Origin of the sequence: Pseudomonas sp. EA_65y_Pfl1_P113, from assembly GCF_963970525.1 — a bacterium.
In the GTDB taxonomy this organism is placed as follows: domain Bacteria; phylum Pseudomonadota; class Gammaproteobacteria; order Pseudomonadales; family Pseudomonadaceae; genus Aquipseudomonas; species Aquipseudomonas tritici.
The window spans coordinates 1-15,652 of sequence record NZ_CAXAQM010000057.1 but is presented as its reverse complement, the minus strand read 5'-3'; the positions used below and the strand labels follow the sequence as shown (position 1 = coordinate 15,652).

Genomic DNA, 15,652 nt, shown 5'->3' with positions numbered 1-15,652 from the left:
AAGAAAAGTATTAATATCACGCATAAGAACGCCGGTTTTTTAGATGTGTTTGCTCGCACGAACATCATCCATCAAATCGGCGTTCTTGTTTCTGTCTTTCCCGTGATTCCGTGAAGAACCTTTTTTTGGGCGCTGAAAAGACCTGGGTGGACGCCACAAACAAAATCGGCCGACCCAAAGGTCAGCCGATACGCTGTGTTTCTCATACTGCTCGCTGCTACATGGGTAACCCACGCACCTCCTGCTTCACGCCCCACCCCTCGATGATCCCGCCCAGCGGCTCGACCACCGCCCCAAAGTCTTGCTCGAAGTCTCCTATGCCGTCGTAGGTGGCAGACATGATTTTGCTCAGTTCCAAGTACCAGGCACCATCGTCGCGCGCACTGACTTGGGCATTCAGGGATTCCCCACGAAACTCACCCGCAGCCCTGCGCGCCCGTTCTTCATCAGGAAAAATGGCGTAGAACTCAATGGGGTGGAAGCGTGAAAAGTCAAAACCGCCTTCTTTCATGCGGCGCAGAACATTGGTGCTGATGTCTTCTTGATAGGCTGTGCTCATGAAAAGTGCTCCTCAAACTGATGGGTAGACTTTCCGTGCTTCCCGAAGCCCACGCCGTAATGGCGTAGGAGCTACGGCAATAACATCACCGCTGGAAAACAAGCATGTAGCTGACAAGACCAGTACCTAGCGATTCATTCGCTGATCTCACTTGCAGAGTAGCGCGAAGCTATCGCCTCCACCAGAGGTGCTTGAAGGGTGTACAGCGAATGTTCAGACGACAGGAGAGATGTCGAGGATCTGGATACTGTTCTGGTCTTTGAGGATCTTGACGGTAGGATCGGACTGACGGCCCTCAAGGTCGTTGAGGTCGAGTTCGGCGGCGACAGGCACCAGTTTGTTGCGAATCATGTGCGCAGCATCTTCGCGGCTAGGTTGTTGTTCGCAGGTGAACTGCTCCACGGACTGTACGCCGTGATCATCAACGAAAGTAATCTGCCACTTTTGCATCGGTGCCTCCTCGAAAAAGCCCGCGTGTGGGCTCACATTTATCTGGACCTTGAGGGGTCAGCAAACGTTCCACTCTGGGCAGGAAGCACCGGATCAATTGCGCTTATTTTTCAGCGTGTTCTTTCAAGGCTTTCAACGTGTTGAACGGCGCGTCCACCACAAACTTGTTGGCCAACCACGATGGCACGCTGCCGCCTGGCTCGGTGTGCACCTGATAAGTGACTTCGGTTTGGTTGTCGCCTTTTGGCACCAGTTTCCAGAAGCCTTCGACTTGGGCAACCCGTACGAAGCCTTTCTCTTCTGGCTGATAGGTCGGCACCTCCAGCAAGGTTCGGGTCACGCTGCCGTCAGCGCCCTTCGAGGTGGTGATTTTGAGGATCGAATCACGATCACTGACGGGGAACGGGGCATTGAACTGGGTGTAGGTGTAGCTGACGTCACCCTCGTGTTTCAGCAGTTTTTGCAATTTGCACTCGTGAATCCATTTGCAGGCACCCACTACGTCTTCCTGCAGCGCAACAATCTTGGCAACCGGCGCCTTGACCACGGTCACACCGCGATACGCCTTGTACTTGGAGCCGGCAACTTCGCTCAGGGACACCTTGATACCGTCTTCGTCCTTGGCGACTTGCCAATCCTCAGCCTGGGCAGTAGCAGCAAACAACACCGTAAAACCGCACAACACAGCCATTCGTTTCAGCGAACCCATAGGTGTATTCCTTATTGTTGAAGTTACGAGAGTAAAGCCCATCAAGCCGCCGTCATCTGCTCCCACCAGCCGATCAGACGGATGGCATCGGCCTGGTCGGTGCCGCAGACCTCGATGTCCGCCTTGAACTCACTGCACACCGCCGGGCGTTCCGGTTGCCCGAACAGCTGGCATAGCTGTTCGACCGACAGGTGCAGGCAGCGTTCGCCGGCCGGTTTGCCCTGTGGCATTCCAGGTAACGGCGAGCTGATGGAGGGGGCGATGCAGCAAGCGCCACAGCCTTCACGGCAATTCATGACCAGCAGGTCCTCGACGACTCAATGTGGATGGCCGGGCTAGAGTACGCCCTTAAACAGCCGTTTTAAAATGGTCTAACAGGGGTTTTTCGCAGAAAACAAACGTGACTGACCAGTCTGCGACAGATGGTCGGAGGGCGGCGTCACGTATGTGGGAAAAGTTTACTGCTTGAACTCGAATTCCAACGCTGCGCCTTCCACTTCACGCCGCTCTTCATTGCGCAACTGCAGCTTCATCTCATTGCTGAGCAGGCGGCCGTTGATCTGAAATGCACTGTTGTCGGTGGGCTTGGCACCAAACATCGGCGGCAGCAGGGGCACGCTTTTGGGCTTGGCCATGGTGCCAATGGGCTGAAGGTGCCTGACCATGTCCGTTGGCAATGACAGATCCAACTGTGCCGGCGGCAATTGTGTCTGCGCCACTTCACGGGACGATTTTGATCGACTTGCCGCACGTTTTTTGGCCGCAGCACTTTGTTTCTTCACGGCGGGAGCTTTCTTGGCAGAGGTTTTCTGTTTCGAACTGGCAGTTGGCTTGGTTTCGCTCACAGGTGCTGCCGCCAGCGCGGTGCTGAAGTTGCACAGGCTTAACAGGCCAATCACACAAACAGCGCGAAAAATCGAGGTCATATTGCCTACAGCATTAACGGCAGAGGGCCATATGCTCGCTTGTTGTGCACGGCATGACAAGTGCGCTGATTAGCGTGCTATAGGATTTTCCCCCTTTGTGCGCCTCAAAGGCCGGCTGCCGTTTCCTGGCAAAGCTGGCTGGCAAGCATACCCAGCGTCATCAGCGCCCGCTCTGCCTCACGGTTCCAGGGCGTACCGCAGTTGAGGCGAATGCAGTGGTTGAACTGCTCGGTGTTACTGAAGATCAGGCCTGGTGCGATGCTGATGCCCTGTTGCAGTGCGCGTACATGCAGTTCCTGGGTATTGACCCGTCCGGGTAAACTGACCCACAAAATGAAGCCGCCGGTCGGGCGGGTCATCTGCGTGCCTTCCGGGAAATATTGCTGCACCGCGAGCTGGAACGCGCTGAGATTCTTGCGGTACTCCTGGCGTATATAGCGCAGGTGCCGATCGTAGCCGCCGTTTTCCAGATAGGCCGCAACGCCCATCTGGGTGACGCTGCACGCCGAGTGAGTACTGAACATTTGCAGGCGCTGCAGCTCCTGCTGGTATTTGCCGGCGATCATCCAGCCGATGCGCACACCGGGGGACAGCGTCTTGGAAAAGCTCGAGCAATAGATAACTCGGTCGAGGCGGTCATAGGCTTTCAGGGCCTTGGTGCGGCCTAGTTCGAACATCAGCTCGCCGTAGATATCGTCCTCGACAATCTGGATATCGAAATCCGAAGCCAGGCGCAGCAACTGTTTCTGACGTTCCTCGGGCATGGTGCCGCCCAAGGGATTGCTCAGCCGCGTGGTCAGCACCAGCGCTTTGATCGACCATTGGTTAGCCGCCAGTTGCAGGGCTTCCAGGCTCATGCCGGTGGATGGGTCGCTGGGGATCTCGATGACCTTGAGCCCCAGCAAGTCAGCCAACTGCAGCAGGCCGTAATAGGTTGGCGATTCAGCGGCAATCAAGTCGCCAGGCCGTGTCAGCACCCGCAGTGACATCTGCAAGGCATCGACACACCCGTGGGTGATCACGACTTCGGAAGGGTCCACCACCACGCCCGCATCGCGCATACGGATCGCCACCTGGCGGCGCAGCGGCTCAAACCCGGGGCTGAACATGTAACTGAACGCCCGCGGGCTCTGGAAGCGCGTGACCTTGGCCAACTGTTGGTGCAATGCGCGTACCGGAAGGTAGTCCACGCTGGGCACAGCAGCGCCCAATGGGAACACGCCTTCGCGCCGCGACTCGCCCAATACCTGCTGGATGATACTGCTGCGGGTGACCAACCCTGGGCGTTCGACCCGTGCGATGTCCGGCGTCGGCGCGGTGAGTGCTGGCGTCTGGTGCACGTAATAGCCGGATTGCGGCCGCGCCCGGATCAGCCCCTGGTCTTCCAGGTTGGCGTAGGCCTGCAACACCGTGGCGTGGCTCACGTTCAACTGCGAGCTCATCTTGCGCACCGAAGGCACGCGCTCGCCCGGCTGATAGACACCGCGCCGGATATCTTCAGCCAGTTGCTGGGCAATACGTTGGTAAAGCAACAGATTGGTCATGACGCAGCACTCGATTTCACGGGTATTTTATTTTTGTGTGAAACATACCGGCACAGTTTAGAAGTGTACGGGGACAGTTGCCACAATAGTCGAGCGCGCGCGGGAGTGACAGTAAAAACTGTAACGGTGTACACCAAACAAATGTGGGAGTGGGCTTGCCTGCGAAAGCGGTGTGTCAGCCACTGAAATATTGACTGATACACCGCTTTCGCAGGCAAGCCCGCTCCCACAGCTTGATCGGTACCAGACGCCTACCGAGCGGCGCCCAGCTGGCCTTTCTCATCCGAGAACACAATTTCCACACGACGGTTCTGCGCTCTGCCCCGCTCGGAGGCGTTGGCCTCCACCGGGTACTGGTCACCATAACCTTCAACCTGGATGCGTTTTTCGTCGATCCCCAGGTCCACCAGCACATCCGCCACTGACTGCGCACGGTCGCGGGACAGTTTCAGATTTTCCCGCTCACCGCCCGTGTTGTCGGCATAACCCTCGATGCGCACCACGCGCTTGGGGTTCAATTGCAGGAACTGTACGATTTTCAGCACGGTACGGTTGGCCGAGTTTTTCAGTTCTGCCACGCCGGTATCGAACAGCACGTCGCCCAACGTCATCACCAGGCCGCGATCGGTCTGGGTGGTGGCCAGGGTGGCGATCTGTTCTTCAAGCCACTTGCCCTGCTGCTGCACGCTGATCAGCTTGCTTTCACGCAGGGCCAGTTGCAGGCGCTGGCGCTCCAGCTCGAGCTTGGCGGCGCGCTCTTCGTTCAGGGCCTGCTCGGTGTGTTCGCGGGCAATGGCGCTGTAGCGCTGGCTCAGGTAGGCGTAATGCACGACGTCGGAGCCGCTGCCCCAATAACTGGATAAGCGGTCGGCACGGGCCAGGGATTCACCGGCACGGATCACGTCCTTCGGGGCGATGCGCAACACATTGGCGTCTTCCTTGACCCTCTGGAAGTCAGTGCCCGCCTGTTGCAAGGCCTGTTCGCTATCGGGATGGCTGGCGCAACCGCCCAGCACGGCAGTGCCCAATAGCACCGCACAACTCAAACCGCGGATCATCGGGCTCATTGGGCTTCCCCCAACTGCAATTGCTTGCGCAGGCGGGTGATACGGGTGTTGAGCACGTTCAGTTGTTCCTGGCTCTTGCGCGTCAGCACCTTGGCTTCGGCCAGGCGTGCGTCCAGCTCGGCTTGCTCGAAACGCATACGCGCGTTTTTGTAGGACTCGTCGGCCATGCTCGACTTGGCTCGGGCGAATTTAGCTTCGGCCAGTTTCAATTCAGGCGATTCATCCGCGTTGGCACCCACGGCACTGGCTTGCTCCAAGGCTTGCTGGGTCAGGCGCATTTGTTCATTCGGCGCAGGATCGGCTGCACATCCCGCCAGAACGACAACGGCGAGGGCCGCGAAAAGAGGTCGAAGAGTCACTGAAAATCCCTACTTTGTTGGGGTGCCGACGGGTTGCTGCAATTGTGCTTTCAAGCGCTCCAGATTGCGCTGTAGCGCCGCTTCCGCCACACCGGACGTCGGCAATTCTGTCATCTTTTTGGCGAGCTGTCCGCGCAACCACGGATCATTGCAGGCCGAGTTGTGGGAAATCGCCAGGTACAAGCCCGGCTGGTCGATCGGCACATCGCGGGCGACCAGGTCGTTGCTCATGCCCAAGGTCTGCGCCATGGCCATGCCGGAATAACGCCCGGCGAGCACATAGTCCACCTCGCCCAGCAGCAGTTTCTGAAACGCTGGCGTCAGGGATGGCAGGCGTTGCAGGGTCAACTGCTGGCCGGCGAAGGTCTCGAAGCCCGCGCTCAGGCGCGCCCGCTCGGACACAGCGCCCTTGTGGCCATGCAGATCGGCGGCCGTGGCGTAGGCCAGCGCCGAATCCTTGCGCGTCCACACCAGATAGTCGAGCTGCATCAACGCCGGGTGGATGTAGTCGAGGGTTTCCAGCTCACCCAGGTTCAGCGGCGCGTCGGCGAGGATGTCCATGCGCCCACTGCGCACTTCATCCAGGGCCAGGGAACGTGTGCCGCCGTAGAGCAGGTCGATTTTTAACCCGAGATCCTTGCCCACTTGCTGCAACACATCGGCGGTGGCGCCGATCAGGCGCGTGGGGTCCTGCGGGTCGCGCCAAAGCAAAGGTGGGGTGTCCGGGCTGCCAGTGATCACCAGGCGATCGCATTTGCCCGCCGCCAGCGACAGCGTCGGCAGCAGCGTGAGGCCCAGCAAAACGCTCCAGGGGCGCAGTTCCATGGCGAAGCTCTCCGGTGTTCAAAAAAGGGGTCGCAAAAAAAGCCCGGTCATAAGACCGGGCTCTTTATAAGTGAAGCGACTGGATTAGACCAGCTTCTCCAACTCGGGTACGGCTTCGAACAAATCCGCCACCAGGCCGTAATCAGCCACCTGGAAGATCGGTGCTTCTTCGTCCTTGTTGATCGCAACGATCACTTTGGAGTCTTTCATACCGGCCAAGTGCTGGATCGCACCGGAGATACCGACGGCGATGTACAGCTGTGGCGCAACGATTTTGCCGGTCTGGCCGACCTGCATATCGTTGGGTACGAAACCTGCGTCGACGGCCGCGCGGGAAGCGCCGACCGCAGCGCCCAGCTTGTCAGCCAAGGCGTACAGGTGCTTGAAGTTGTCACCGTTCTGCATGCCACGGCCGCCGGAAACGACGATCTTGGCAGCGGTCAGCTCAGGACGATCCGACTTGGCCAACTCTTCGCCAATAAAGCTGGAAGTGCCAGCGTCGTGGGCAGCTGCAACAGCTTCAACGGCAGCCGAACCACCTTCGGCGGCAACCGGGTCGAAACCGGTGGCACGTACGGTGATGACTTTTACCGAAGCCGTCGATTGCACGGTGGCAATGGCGTTACCGGCGTAGATCGGGCGCTTGAAGGTGTCGGCGCTTTCGACCGAGATGATTTCGGAGATCTGGTCAACGTCCAGCTGCGCGGCAACGCGTGGCAGGATATTTTTGCCGTTGGAGGTCGCGGCAGCCAGGATGTGGCTGTAGCCAGCGCCCAGCTCTGCTACCAGTGGCGCGACGTTTTCCGGCAGTTGATGAGCGTAGGCCGCGTTGTCGGCGACCAGTACTTTGCTCACACCCGCGATTTTCGCAGCAGCTTCAGCCACTGCGCCAGCGCCCTGGCCGGCAACCAGTACGTGAATGTCCCCACCGATTTTAGCGGCGGCAGCCACGGTATTCAGGGTGGCCGGAGCCAGCACCTTGTTATCGTGTTCGGCGATTACGAGGATAGTCATGATCCTGCTCTCCAATTCAAAGCACCTTCGCTTCGTTTTTCAGTTTCTCGACCAATTCAGCCACCGACTTGACCTTGATGCCTGCGCTGCGAGCAGCCGGCGCTTCAACTTTTACAGTCTTGTTGGTGGAGGCGGTGGAAACGCCCAAAGCGTCAGGCGTCAGCACTTCGAGAGGCTTCTTCTTGGCTTTCATGATGTTTGGCAGGGACGCGTAGCGCGGCTCGTTCAAACGCAGGTCGGTGGTCACGATGGCCGGCAGTTTCAGCGAAACGGTCTGTGCGCCGCCGTCGATTTCACGGGTCACCGCCACGCTGTCGCCACTCACTTCGACTTTCGAGGCGAAGGTGCCTTGGCCGTAACCGGTCAGTGCAGCCAGCATCTGGCCAGTCTGGTTGTTGTCGCTGTCGATGGCTTGTTTGCCGAGGATCACCAGTTGCGGCTGTTCCTTGTCGACAACAGCCTTGAGCAGCTTGGCCACGGCCAGGGAGGTCAGGTCTTCAGCGGACTCGACCAGGATAGCGCGGTCGGCGCCCAGTGCCAGGGCGGTACGCAGCTGCTCTTGAGCAGTGGTAGGGCCGATGGAAACCACGACGATTTCAGTCGCCACGCCTTTCTCTTTCAGGCGGACGGCTTCTTCCACAGCGATTTCGCAGAAAGGGTTCATCGACATTTTGACGTTAGCAAGGTCGACGCCGGAATTGTCCGCCTTGACGCGAACTTTCACGTTGTAATCGACAACGCGTTTGACAGCTACAAGAACCTTCATGGATTCCTCGTTACTCTCCGGTGAAAAGAAAGTCGCCTAGGCGAACCTGGCGGTTGATGCTCATCGGCACACAAGGGCACCTCCAAAAACCTCAGCGAGTGACCTGGCTCACGGGAAATGATGACCGTTCGTCAGTGGTGACTGAGAGGTCATTCTTTATCGCAGCGTGTAAACTGCGCGCCAACGTTTGGGCGCGCGTCACCTGTCTTGCTTTTGGACGTGCTCTTGAAACCTGCAGTCTGCCTACGGTAAGCGCGAAACCGACCGTATATTGACCGGAACACCTATTCTGGTCAATACGGCAAAATAGCCAGTCATAAGCCGCGCCTCTTTGATTTACCTAGCCTGCGGGCAATTCAAACAAACGTTTGTATTGGACGCTAGCAGTGGTCTATATATAATGCGCCACCTAGAGAGAAAGGTGGGTCCGGCCCCCGCGCCTGACGACACCGAACCTCCACCCATTAGAAAAAAAGCCTGTTGAGCCTTGAGTAGGAGATAGCCTGTGGAACGCGAATACATGGAATTCGACGTGGTCATCGTCGGCGCTGGCCCGGCGGGTCTGTCTGCCGCCTGCCGACTGAAGCAGAAGGCCGCCGAAGCCGGTAAGGAAATCAGCGTCTGCGTGGTTGAAAAAGGCTCCGAAGTCGGCGCACACATCCTCTCCGGTGCCGTGTTTGAACCTCGCGCCCTGAACGAACTGTTCCCGGACTGGAAAGCACTCGGTGCCCCGCTCAACACCCCCGTGGTGCGCGATGACATTTATGTACTGCGCAGCCCGGACGCTTCCACCAAGGTGCCTGACTTTTTTGTGCCCAAGACCATGCACAACGAAGGCAACTACATCATCTCCCTGGGCAACCTGTGCCGCTGGCTGGCCCAGCAGGCCGAGAACCTGGGCGTGGAAGTCTACCCAGGCTTTGCAGCACAGGAAGCGCTGTTCGACGAAAACGGCGTGGTGCGCGGGATTATCACCGGTGACCTCGGCGTCGACCGCGAAGGCAATCCAAAAGAAGGCGTATACACCCCGGGTATGGAACTGCGTGGCAAATACACGCTGTTCGCCGAAGGCTGCCGTGGCCACATCGGCAAGCAACTCATCGAACGTTTCAACCTGGCCAGCGATGCCGACGCCCAGCACTACGGCATCGGCCTGAAGGAAATCTGGGAGATCGACCCGGCCAAGCATCAACCAGGCCTGGTGGTGCACACCGCCGGCTGGCCGCTGGACATCATGGGCAACGAGAACACCGGTGGCTCGTTCCTGTATCACCTGGAAAACAACCAGGTGGTTGTAGGCCTGATTGTCGACCTGTCTTACAGCAATACCTTTCTGTCGCCGTTCGATGAGTTCCAGCGCCTCAAGCATCACCCGGTGCTTGCCCAGTACCTGGAAGGTGGCAAGCGCATCAGCTACGGCGCACGCGCCTTGGCCAAAGGCGGCATCAATTCGCTGCCGAAGATGATCTTCAAGGGCGGCGCACTGATCGGTTGCGACCTGGGCACCATGAACGTGGCTAAGATCAAAGGCAGCCACACCGCGATGAAGTCCGGCATGCTCGCCGCCGACGCCGTGGCCGACCGTCTGTTTGCAGAGTCCGAAGGCGGTGATGAACTGACCGCTTACGTCGACAACTTCAAGTCCAGCTGGCTTTATGAGGAACTGTTCGCCAGCCGTAACTTCGGCCCGGCGATGCACAAGTTCGGCCCGATCATCGGCGCGGGCTTCAACTGGTTCGACCAGAACATCCTTGGCGGCAAAATGCCGTTCACCCTGCACGACACCAAGCCGGACTACGCCTGCCTCAAGCTGGCCAAGGACAGCACCCGGATCAACTATCCGAAACCTGACGGCAAGCTGAGCTTCGACAAACTGAGCTCGGTGTTCATCTCCGGTACCAACCATGAAGAAGAGCAGCCGTGCCACTTGAAGTTGAAAGACCCGAGCATCCCGATCGGCACCAACCTGCCGCTCTACGATGAACCGGCGCAGCGCTACTGCCCGGCGGGTGTGTATGAGGTGATCACCCAGGAAGACGGCGAGAAGCGCTTCCAGATCAACGCCCAGAACTGTGTGCACTGCAAGACCTGTGACATCAAAGACCCTTCGCAGAACATTACCTGGGTGACGCCGGAAGGCGCGGGTGGGCCGACTTATCCGAACATGTAAGTCAGCTGCTTGAACAACGAGGCCCTCAGTGCGAGGGCCTTTTTTGTGCTCGACTCGGTCAAAATGTGGAAGCTGGCTTGCCTGCTCCCATACTGACCGGGTTGAATCAATAAGATTTATGCGGCCCGCTCTTCCCCGGGATTACGCTCGAAGTAGCGCTTATATTCCCGGCTGAACTGCGATGTACTCTGATACCCCACGCTGTGCGCCGCCTGCGCCACACCCATCCCCTCCACCAGCAGTAACTGCTGGGACTTGAGCAAGCGCAAACGCTTCAGATATTGCACCGGCGACAACAGCGTGCAGCGCTTGAAGTGCTCATGAAAAGTCGACGCGCTCATGTGCGCATAGCCCGCCAGCGTCTCGATGTTCAGCGGCTCGGCGTAATGCGCATGCAGGTGATTCAGTGACGTGGCAATTCGCGAGAACTGCCCTTGCTGTTCGACCAGCGCACGCAGCACATCGGCCTGCGGCCCGCGCAACGCGGTGAACAATAACTCGCGCACCCGCGCCGGGCCCATGATCCGGCTTTCCAGCGGATCGTGCAGGCATTGCAACAGCCGTTCGACACACCCGCGCATGGCATCATCGAGCACCACCGAACTCATCGACTCCAGCGTCTGCGCCGTCGGCGGCGGCCCGGCCTGAACGCCCATGGCCATCACCAGTTCGCCCAGCACCACACGATCGATCCCCACCGTCACACCCAAAAGCGGTGCATCCGGCGCCATGGCAAATGTCTCGCACTCGAACGGCACCGGCATCGCCTGAATCAGGTAATGCCCGGCGCCATACTCCAGCGTACGCGGGCCCAGGTAGGCGACCTTGCTGCCCTGAGCCACAAACATCAGGCTCGGCTCATAGATCTGCGGCCCGCGCGCCACGTCGCAACTGGCGCGCAGCACCTGCACGCCGGGCAGGTGGGTGGGAGAAAAACCGTCACGCGGCGTGAGGCCTTCAATCAGGGAAACCAGCGTGGCGTTGGCGTCGAGATAGCGAGTCAACAACATGGCAAAAACTTCGCGAAAAAGGGATGAGAACATCATCGCAGGTCTGGCGACACAAAAATCCAATCAAGGGGCACTCCCGGACAAATAGGCATGAGACTCGGAGCAATCGCCATGGCCGCATCAAGGCTCGGCGCGGAAAATGCGCGGCCTCTCCTGTGATTGCTTTTGCGAGGTTCCCCCATGTACACCGCCATCGGTTACGCCGCCCAGTCGGCCACCACTCCCCTCGCCCCCATGTCCTTCCAACGTCGCAGCCCGCGCGTGGATGACGTGGCTATCGAGATCCTGTACTGCGGCGTTTGTCACTCCGATATCCACCAGGCGCGCAACGAATGGGGCATCGCCGTGTACCCGCTGATGCCGGGCCACGAGATTGTCGGCAAGGTCACCGCCGTCGGCGCCAACGTGACCGCGCATAAGGTCGGCGACTTGGTCGGCGTGGGCTGCATGGTCGATTCGTGCCGTCACTGCGACGCGTGCAAAGCCGACCTGGAGCAATACTGCCTCGAAGGTCCAACCATGACCTACGCCACCCCGGACCGCGTCGACGGCAGCAACACCATGGGCGGCTACTCGGACAGCATCGTGGTCAGCGAGCACTTCGTGGTGAAGATCCCAGCCAAGCTCGACTTGGCCAGCGCCGCGCCGATCCTGTGCGCCGGCGTCACCATGTACTCGCCGATCAAGCACTACGGCATCAAGGCCGGCGATAAAGTGGGCGTATTGGGCATGGGCGGCCTGGGCCATATGGGCATCAAGCTGGCCAAGGCGATTGGCGCGCAAGTGACCTTGTTCACCCGCTCCGCGAGCAAGGCCGAAGAAGGTCGTCGCCAGGGCGCCGATCACGTGATCGTGTCCACCGACGCCGAGCAGATGAAAGCCGCCGCCGGGCACTTCGACTTCCTGCTGGACACCATCCCGGTGCAACACGACCTCAACCCCTACCTCGACGTATTGCGCTTTGACGGCGTGCACATCCTGGTCGGCTTGATCGAACCGATCGACCCGCCGGTCAACGCCGCCAAGCTGATCATGGGCCGCAAAGTGCTGGCGGGTTCGTTGATCGGTGGCATTGCCGAAACCCAGGAAGTCCTGGATTTCTGCGCCGAGCACGGCATCAGCTGTGACATCGAGATGCTCGATATCCGCAATATCAACGAAGCCTACAGCCGCATGATCGCGGGCGATGTGAAGTACCGCTTTGTCATCGACATGGCGACCTTGAAGGTCTAACCAAGCGACGCTCGCCCGTAGCAGCTGTCGAGCCTTGGCGAGGCTGCGTCTGCGGCGTGTCAGGTACACCGCGAACGCAGCCTCGCTGGCGCTCGACAGCTGCTACGGCGGGGTCAGGTTCTTGCGCCCAATTCCGCGGAGAGGCGCGCTGCGACCTGTTTGATCACAGGAATCAGCTCGGCCATTTTTTCCAGCGGCATGTAGGGCACGGTACTGGCGATGCTGATGCCGGCGACGATTCGCCGGCTGGCATCGCGCACCGGTGCGGCCACGCAACGGATCGACGGTTCGTTGTCTTCCAGGTCGAACGCATAACCGCCCACCACGTATTCACGCATGCGCTGCTCGAACTGCGCCCAGGATTGCTCCGGGTGCTGCGGCCATTGCAGGTTCTTACCACCCTCCGGCACGCTGGCTTCGTAGAGACGCCGCCATTCCTCAGCCGAGTCATCCAGCAACATCGCCTTGCCAACCCCGGTCCGTGCCAGCGGCATGCGATGACCGACTCGCGAACGCATTTCCGGGCCGTAGCGGCCAGGGTTCTTGTGCAGGTAAAGCACGTCGTCGTATTCGCGAATAGCCAGGTGAATGGTGTCACCGGTCAGGGCCGACAGCTCGTCCAGATACGGGATGGCCAGGGTCACCAATGGCAACTCTTCCCGAGCTTGAAAACCCAGTTCGATCAACTTCGGCCCCAGCAGGTAACCAACCTGGGGCACCACGCGCAGGTAACGCTCGTCCACCAGGCAACTGGCCAGGCGGTGGGTGGTGCTGCGGGTGGTGCCGATGCGCCGGGCGATCTCTTTCAGATCCCGCGCACCGGCCGCCACTGCCTGTACCACGCCCAGGCCACGCAGCAGGGTCTGGGTACCGGTGGGGGCGGTGTCTTTGGCGGGGGTGTGGGCGTTTTCCTGCATATCGGGCCTATTGGGAAGTACGAAAACGGCGCCATTATGGCAAAAGCTGAACCTCAATACTGTGGAGATCCAAATGTGGGAGCGGCGGTTCGACTTGCTCGCTCCCACATTAGATTTCCAGCGTCTTTTAGACTGTGACGTTAGCGTTGCTTCATGCGGTCGATGATGACGGCCAGCAACAGGATCGAACCCCTGATCACGTACTGGTAAAACGTGTCGATGTTCTTCAGGTTCATCGCATTCTCGATGATCGCTAAGATCAGCACACCCGCAATCACATGGCGGATCATGCCGATGCCGCCGCTCAACGACACCCCACCCAGCACGCAAGCCGAAATCACCGTCAGCTCAAAACCCTGGCCAATCATTGGCTGGCCAGAGGTCATGCGCGACGCAAGAATCACCCCGGCCAAGGCGCCAATCAAACCATGCACGGCAAAGATGATGATCTTGGTCCGGTCAACGTTCACCCCGGCCAGCAACGCGGCTTCCTGGTTACCGCCGATGGCCATGGTGTTGCGCCCGTAGGTGGTGTAGTTGAGCAGCCAGCCGAAGAATATAAAGCACAGCACGGTGATGATGATCGGCACCGGCACACACAACAGCTGGCCGCTGCCAAAGACGAAGAAGTCTTCGTTCATCACGCCAACCGCCTTGCCGTTGGAGAAGATGTACGCCAGCCCACGCACGATCTGCATGGTCGCCAACGTCGCGATCAACGCGTTGATGCGCAGCTTGGCGATGACGATGCCGTTGATCAGCCCTACCACCAGGCCCATGGCCAAGGCCGCCGATACGCCAAGGAGCACGCTGTCGGTGTCACGAATCACAATGCCCGCGACGACGCCGGCGCAGGCGATCACCGAGCCCACCGACAAGTCGAAATGCCCCGACGCCAGGCAGAACAGCATGGTGCACGCCGCAATGCCCACCGTAGAAATAGCCAGGCCCAGCCCGCGCATATTCAGCGGAGAAAGGAAGTTGTCGATAAACAGCGCGCTGAGCACAAAGATGCCGAGTGCCGCCAACAGCATCACCCAATCGTCCAGGAACTTGCGCTGGTTGAAACCCGGCCAGAAGCCCTTTGCAGTTTTTACCTCAGACATCATTCACCTCGAATTCTTCAAGCCCGCGAACGCGGGAGAGCCAGTTGCAACAGCCGTGCTTCACCCGCCTGATCGCGGGCCACCTCGCCGGTCAGGGCGCCTTCGCTCATCGCCAGGATGCGGTCGGAGATACCCATCACTTCCATCAGGTCGCTGGACACCACAATCACCGCGATGCCGCTGGCCGCGAGGTTATGGATGATCTGGTAGATCTCCGACTTGGCGCCGATATCAATACCCCGAGTCGGCTCATCCAGCAGCAGCACTTTCATCGGCATCGACAGCCAGCGGCCGAGAATGGCCTTCTGCTGATTGCCACCGGACAGGTACATGATTTTCTGTTCGGCGTTAGGCGTTTTGACTTTCATTGCCTTGATTTGCTGGTCGGCGTTGCCCTTCTCCCACCCCTCACGCAACAGCCAGCCGAAACGGGAGTGCGTGCTGCGTGCGCTGATATTGATGTTCTCGGCAACGCTGGACAGCGCAATGATGCCTTCCTTCTTGCGGTCTTCCGGGCACAGCAGCACGCCCGCGGCGATGGCATCGCGCGGTGAGCGCAGTTGCAGTTTTTCGCCGCACAGTTCCAGCTGCCCTGCGGTCGTACGCGTTAATCCGCTTAAAAGCCGAAACAGCTCGGTACGCCCCGCCCCTACCAGCCCGAACAGGCCGAGAATCTCGCCCTTGTGGACCTGGAAACTGACAGGCTCACGCAGCCCTGGACCGAGCAGCCCCTGGACCTTGAGTGCCACTTCGCCGCGTTCACGCGAACGGTAGTCGTAGATATCCTGGATATCGCGACCAACCATGCAGGTCACCAACTGGTCATGGGTCAGCGCGCTCATGTCCTCGAAGGTGCGCACGTAGCGGCCGTCCTTGAACACCGTGACCGCGTTGCAGATGCGGAACACTTCCTCCATGCGGTGCGACACGTAGAGCACCACTTTGCCCTCATCGCGCAGGCGCGTGATGATCGCCATCAAGCGGTCGATCTCCCGCG

17 protein-coding genes are annotated in these 15,652 nt (G+C 59.4%); 2 read left to right on the top strand and 15 right to left on the bottom strand.

Annotated elements, in window-relative coordinates; genetic code table 11:
- Window positions 1-217 precede the first annotated feature (217 nt).
- The 11 genes from AACY52_RS27595 to AACY52_RS27545 form a co-directional block, all read right to left on the bottom strand.
- Window positions 218-559 (bottom strand): ribonuclease E inhibitor RraB, encoded by a 342-nt coding sequence (locus tag AACY52_RS27595; protein ID WP_010208429.1) that lies wholly within the window; start codon window positions 557-559, stop codon window positions 218-220.
- Between the two features lie 213 nt (window positions 560-772).
- On the bottom strand, window positions 773-1,009 hold the full coding sequence (locus AACY52_RS27590) for a hypothetical protein (protein WP_339418867.1): 237 nt from the start codon (window positions 1,007-1,009) through the stop codon (window positions 773-775).
- Between the two features lie 103 nt (window positions 1,010-1,112).
- Window positions 1,113-1,718, bottom strand: a complete 606-nt coding sequence (locus tag AACY52_RS27585) for an START domain-containing protein (protein WP_339418868.1) — start codon at window positions 1,716-1,718, stop codon at window positions 1,113-1,115.
- A 41-nt stretch (window positions 1,719-1,759) separates the two neighbouring features.
- Entirely contained in the window at window positions 1,760-2,014 is a 255-nt protein-coding gene (locus AACY52_RS27580; RefSeq protein WP_049711955.1) for a YkgJ family cysteine cluster protein, read from the bottom strand.
- 162 nt (window positions 2,015-2,176) lie between these two features.
- The gene (locus AACY52_RS27575; RefSeq protein WP_339418869.1) at window positions 2,177-2,644 is read right to left on the bottom strand and encodes a translation initiation factor 2; all 468 of its coding nucleotides are present in this window, start codon (window positions 2,642-2,644) and stop codon (window positions 2,177-2,179) included.
- Between the two features lie 104 nt (window positions 2,645-2,748).
- Window positions 2,749-4,188 carry a PLP-dependent aminotransferase family protein gene (locus AACY52_RS27570; protein WP_049711953.1) on the bottom strand — a complete coding sequence of 480 codons (1,440 nt, stop codon included), beginning with the start codon at window positions 4,186-4,188 and terminating at the stop codon, window positions 2,749-2,751.
- A 251-nt stretch (window positions 4,189-4,439) separates the two neighbouring features.
- On the bottom strand, window positions 4,440-5,255 hold the full coding sequence (locus AACY52_RS27565) for an OmpA family protein (RefSeq protein ID WP_339418871.1): 816 nt from the start codon (window positions 5,253-5,255) through the stop codon (window positions 4,440-4,442).
- Complete coding sequence (locus AACY52_RS27560; protein ID WP_339418874.1) at window positions 5,252-5,614, bottom strand: DUF4398 domain-containing protein; 363 nt, start codon at window positions 5,612-5,614, stop codon at window positions 5,252-5,254. The genes AACY52_RS27565 and AACY52_RS27560 overlap by 4 nt, the downstream gene beginning before the upstream one ends.
- Window positions 5,615-5,623: 9 nt before the next feature.
- A complete protein-coding gene (locus tag AACY52_RS27555) occupies window positions 5,624-6,439 on the bottom strand; it encodes a transporter substrate-binding domain-containing protein (protein WP_339418876.1) in 816 nt (271 codons plus the stop codon).
- Between the two features lie 84 nt (window positions 6,440-6,523).
- A complete protein-coding gene (locus tag AACY52_RS27550; RefSeq protein WP_339439360.1) occupies window positions 6,524-7,453 on the bottom strand; it encodes an FAD-binding protein in 930 nt (309 codons plus the stop codon).
- A gap of 16 nt (window positions 7,454-7,469) precedes the next feature.
- A complete protein-coding gene (locus AACY52_RS27545; RefSeq protein WP_339418878.1) occupies window positions 7,470-8,219 on the bottom strand; it encodes an electron transfer flavoprotein subunit beta/FixA family protein in 750 nt (249 codons plus the stop codon).
- A 505-nt stretch (window positions 8,220-8,724) separates the two neighbouring features.
- Between AACY52_RS27545 and AACY52_RS27540 the strand changes: the two genes are divergently transcribed.
- Window positions 8,725-10,389 carry an electron transfer flavoprotein-ubiquinone oxidoreductase gene (locus tag AACY52_RS27540; RefSeq protein ID WP_339418880.1) on the top strand — a complete coding sequence of 555 codons (1,665 nt, stop codon included), beginning with the start codon at window positions 8,725-8,727 and terminating at the stop codon, window positions 10,387-10,389.
- A 116-nt stretch (window positions 10,390-10,505) separates the two neighbouring features.
- Here AACY52_RS27540 and AACY52_RS27535 read toward each other — a convergent pair whose 3' ends face one another.
- Complete coding sequence (locus tag AACY52_RS27535) at window positions 10,506-11,399, bottom strand: AraC family transcriptional regulator (protein WP_339418881.1); 894 nt, start codon at window positions 11,397-11,399, stop codon at window positions 10,506-10,508.
- A 180-nt stretch (window positions 11,400-11,579) separates the two neighbouring features.
- Between AACY52_RS27535 and AACY52_RS27530 the strand changes: the two genes are divergently transcribed.
- Complete coding sequence (locus AACY52_RS27530) at window positions 11,580-12,632, top strand: NAD(P)-dependent alcohol dehydrogenase (RefSeq protein ID WP_339418883.1); 1,053 nt, start codon at window positions 11,580-11,582, stop codon at window positions 12,630-12,632.
- Between the two features lie 113 nt (window positions 12,633-12,745).
- Here AACY52_RS27530 and AACY52_RS27525 read toward each other — a convergent pair whose 3' ends face one another.
- From AACY52_RS27525 to AACY52_RS27515, 3 genes are all read right to left on the bottom strand, one after another.
- Window positions 12,746-13,549: an IclR family transcriptional regulator gene (locus AACY52_RS27525; RefSeq protein WP_339427895.1), complete on the bottom strand. Its 804-nt coding sequence runs from the start codon at window positions 13,547-13,549 to the stop codon at window positions 12,746-12,748.
- A gap of 140 nt (window positions 13,550-13,689) precedes the next feature.
- Window positions 13,690-14,655 carry an L-arabinose ABC transporter permease AraH gene (gene araH / locus AACY52_RS27520; protein WP_339561017.1) on the bottom strand — a complete coding sequence of 322 codons (966 nt, stop codon included), beginning with the start codon at window positions 14,653-14,655 and terminating at the stop codon, window positions 13,690-13,692.
- 17 nt (window positions 14,656-14,672) lie between these two features.
- Window positions 14,673-15,652, bottom strand: a 980-nt coding sequence (locus AACY52_RS27515; protein WP_339561016.1) for an ATP-binding cassette domain-containing protein, incomplete at its 5' end; no start/stop codon positions are given.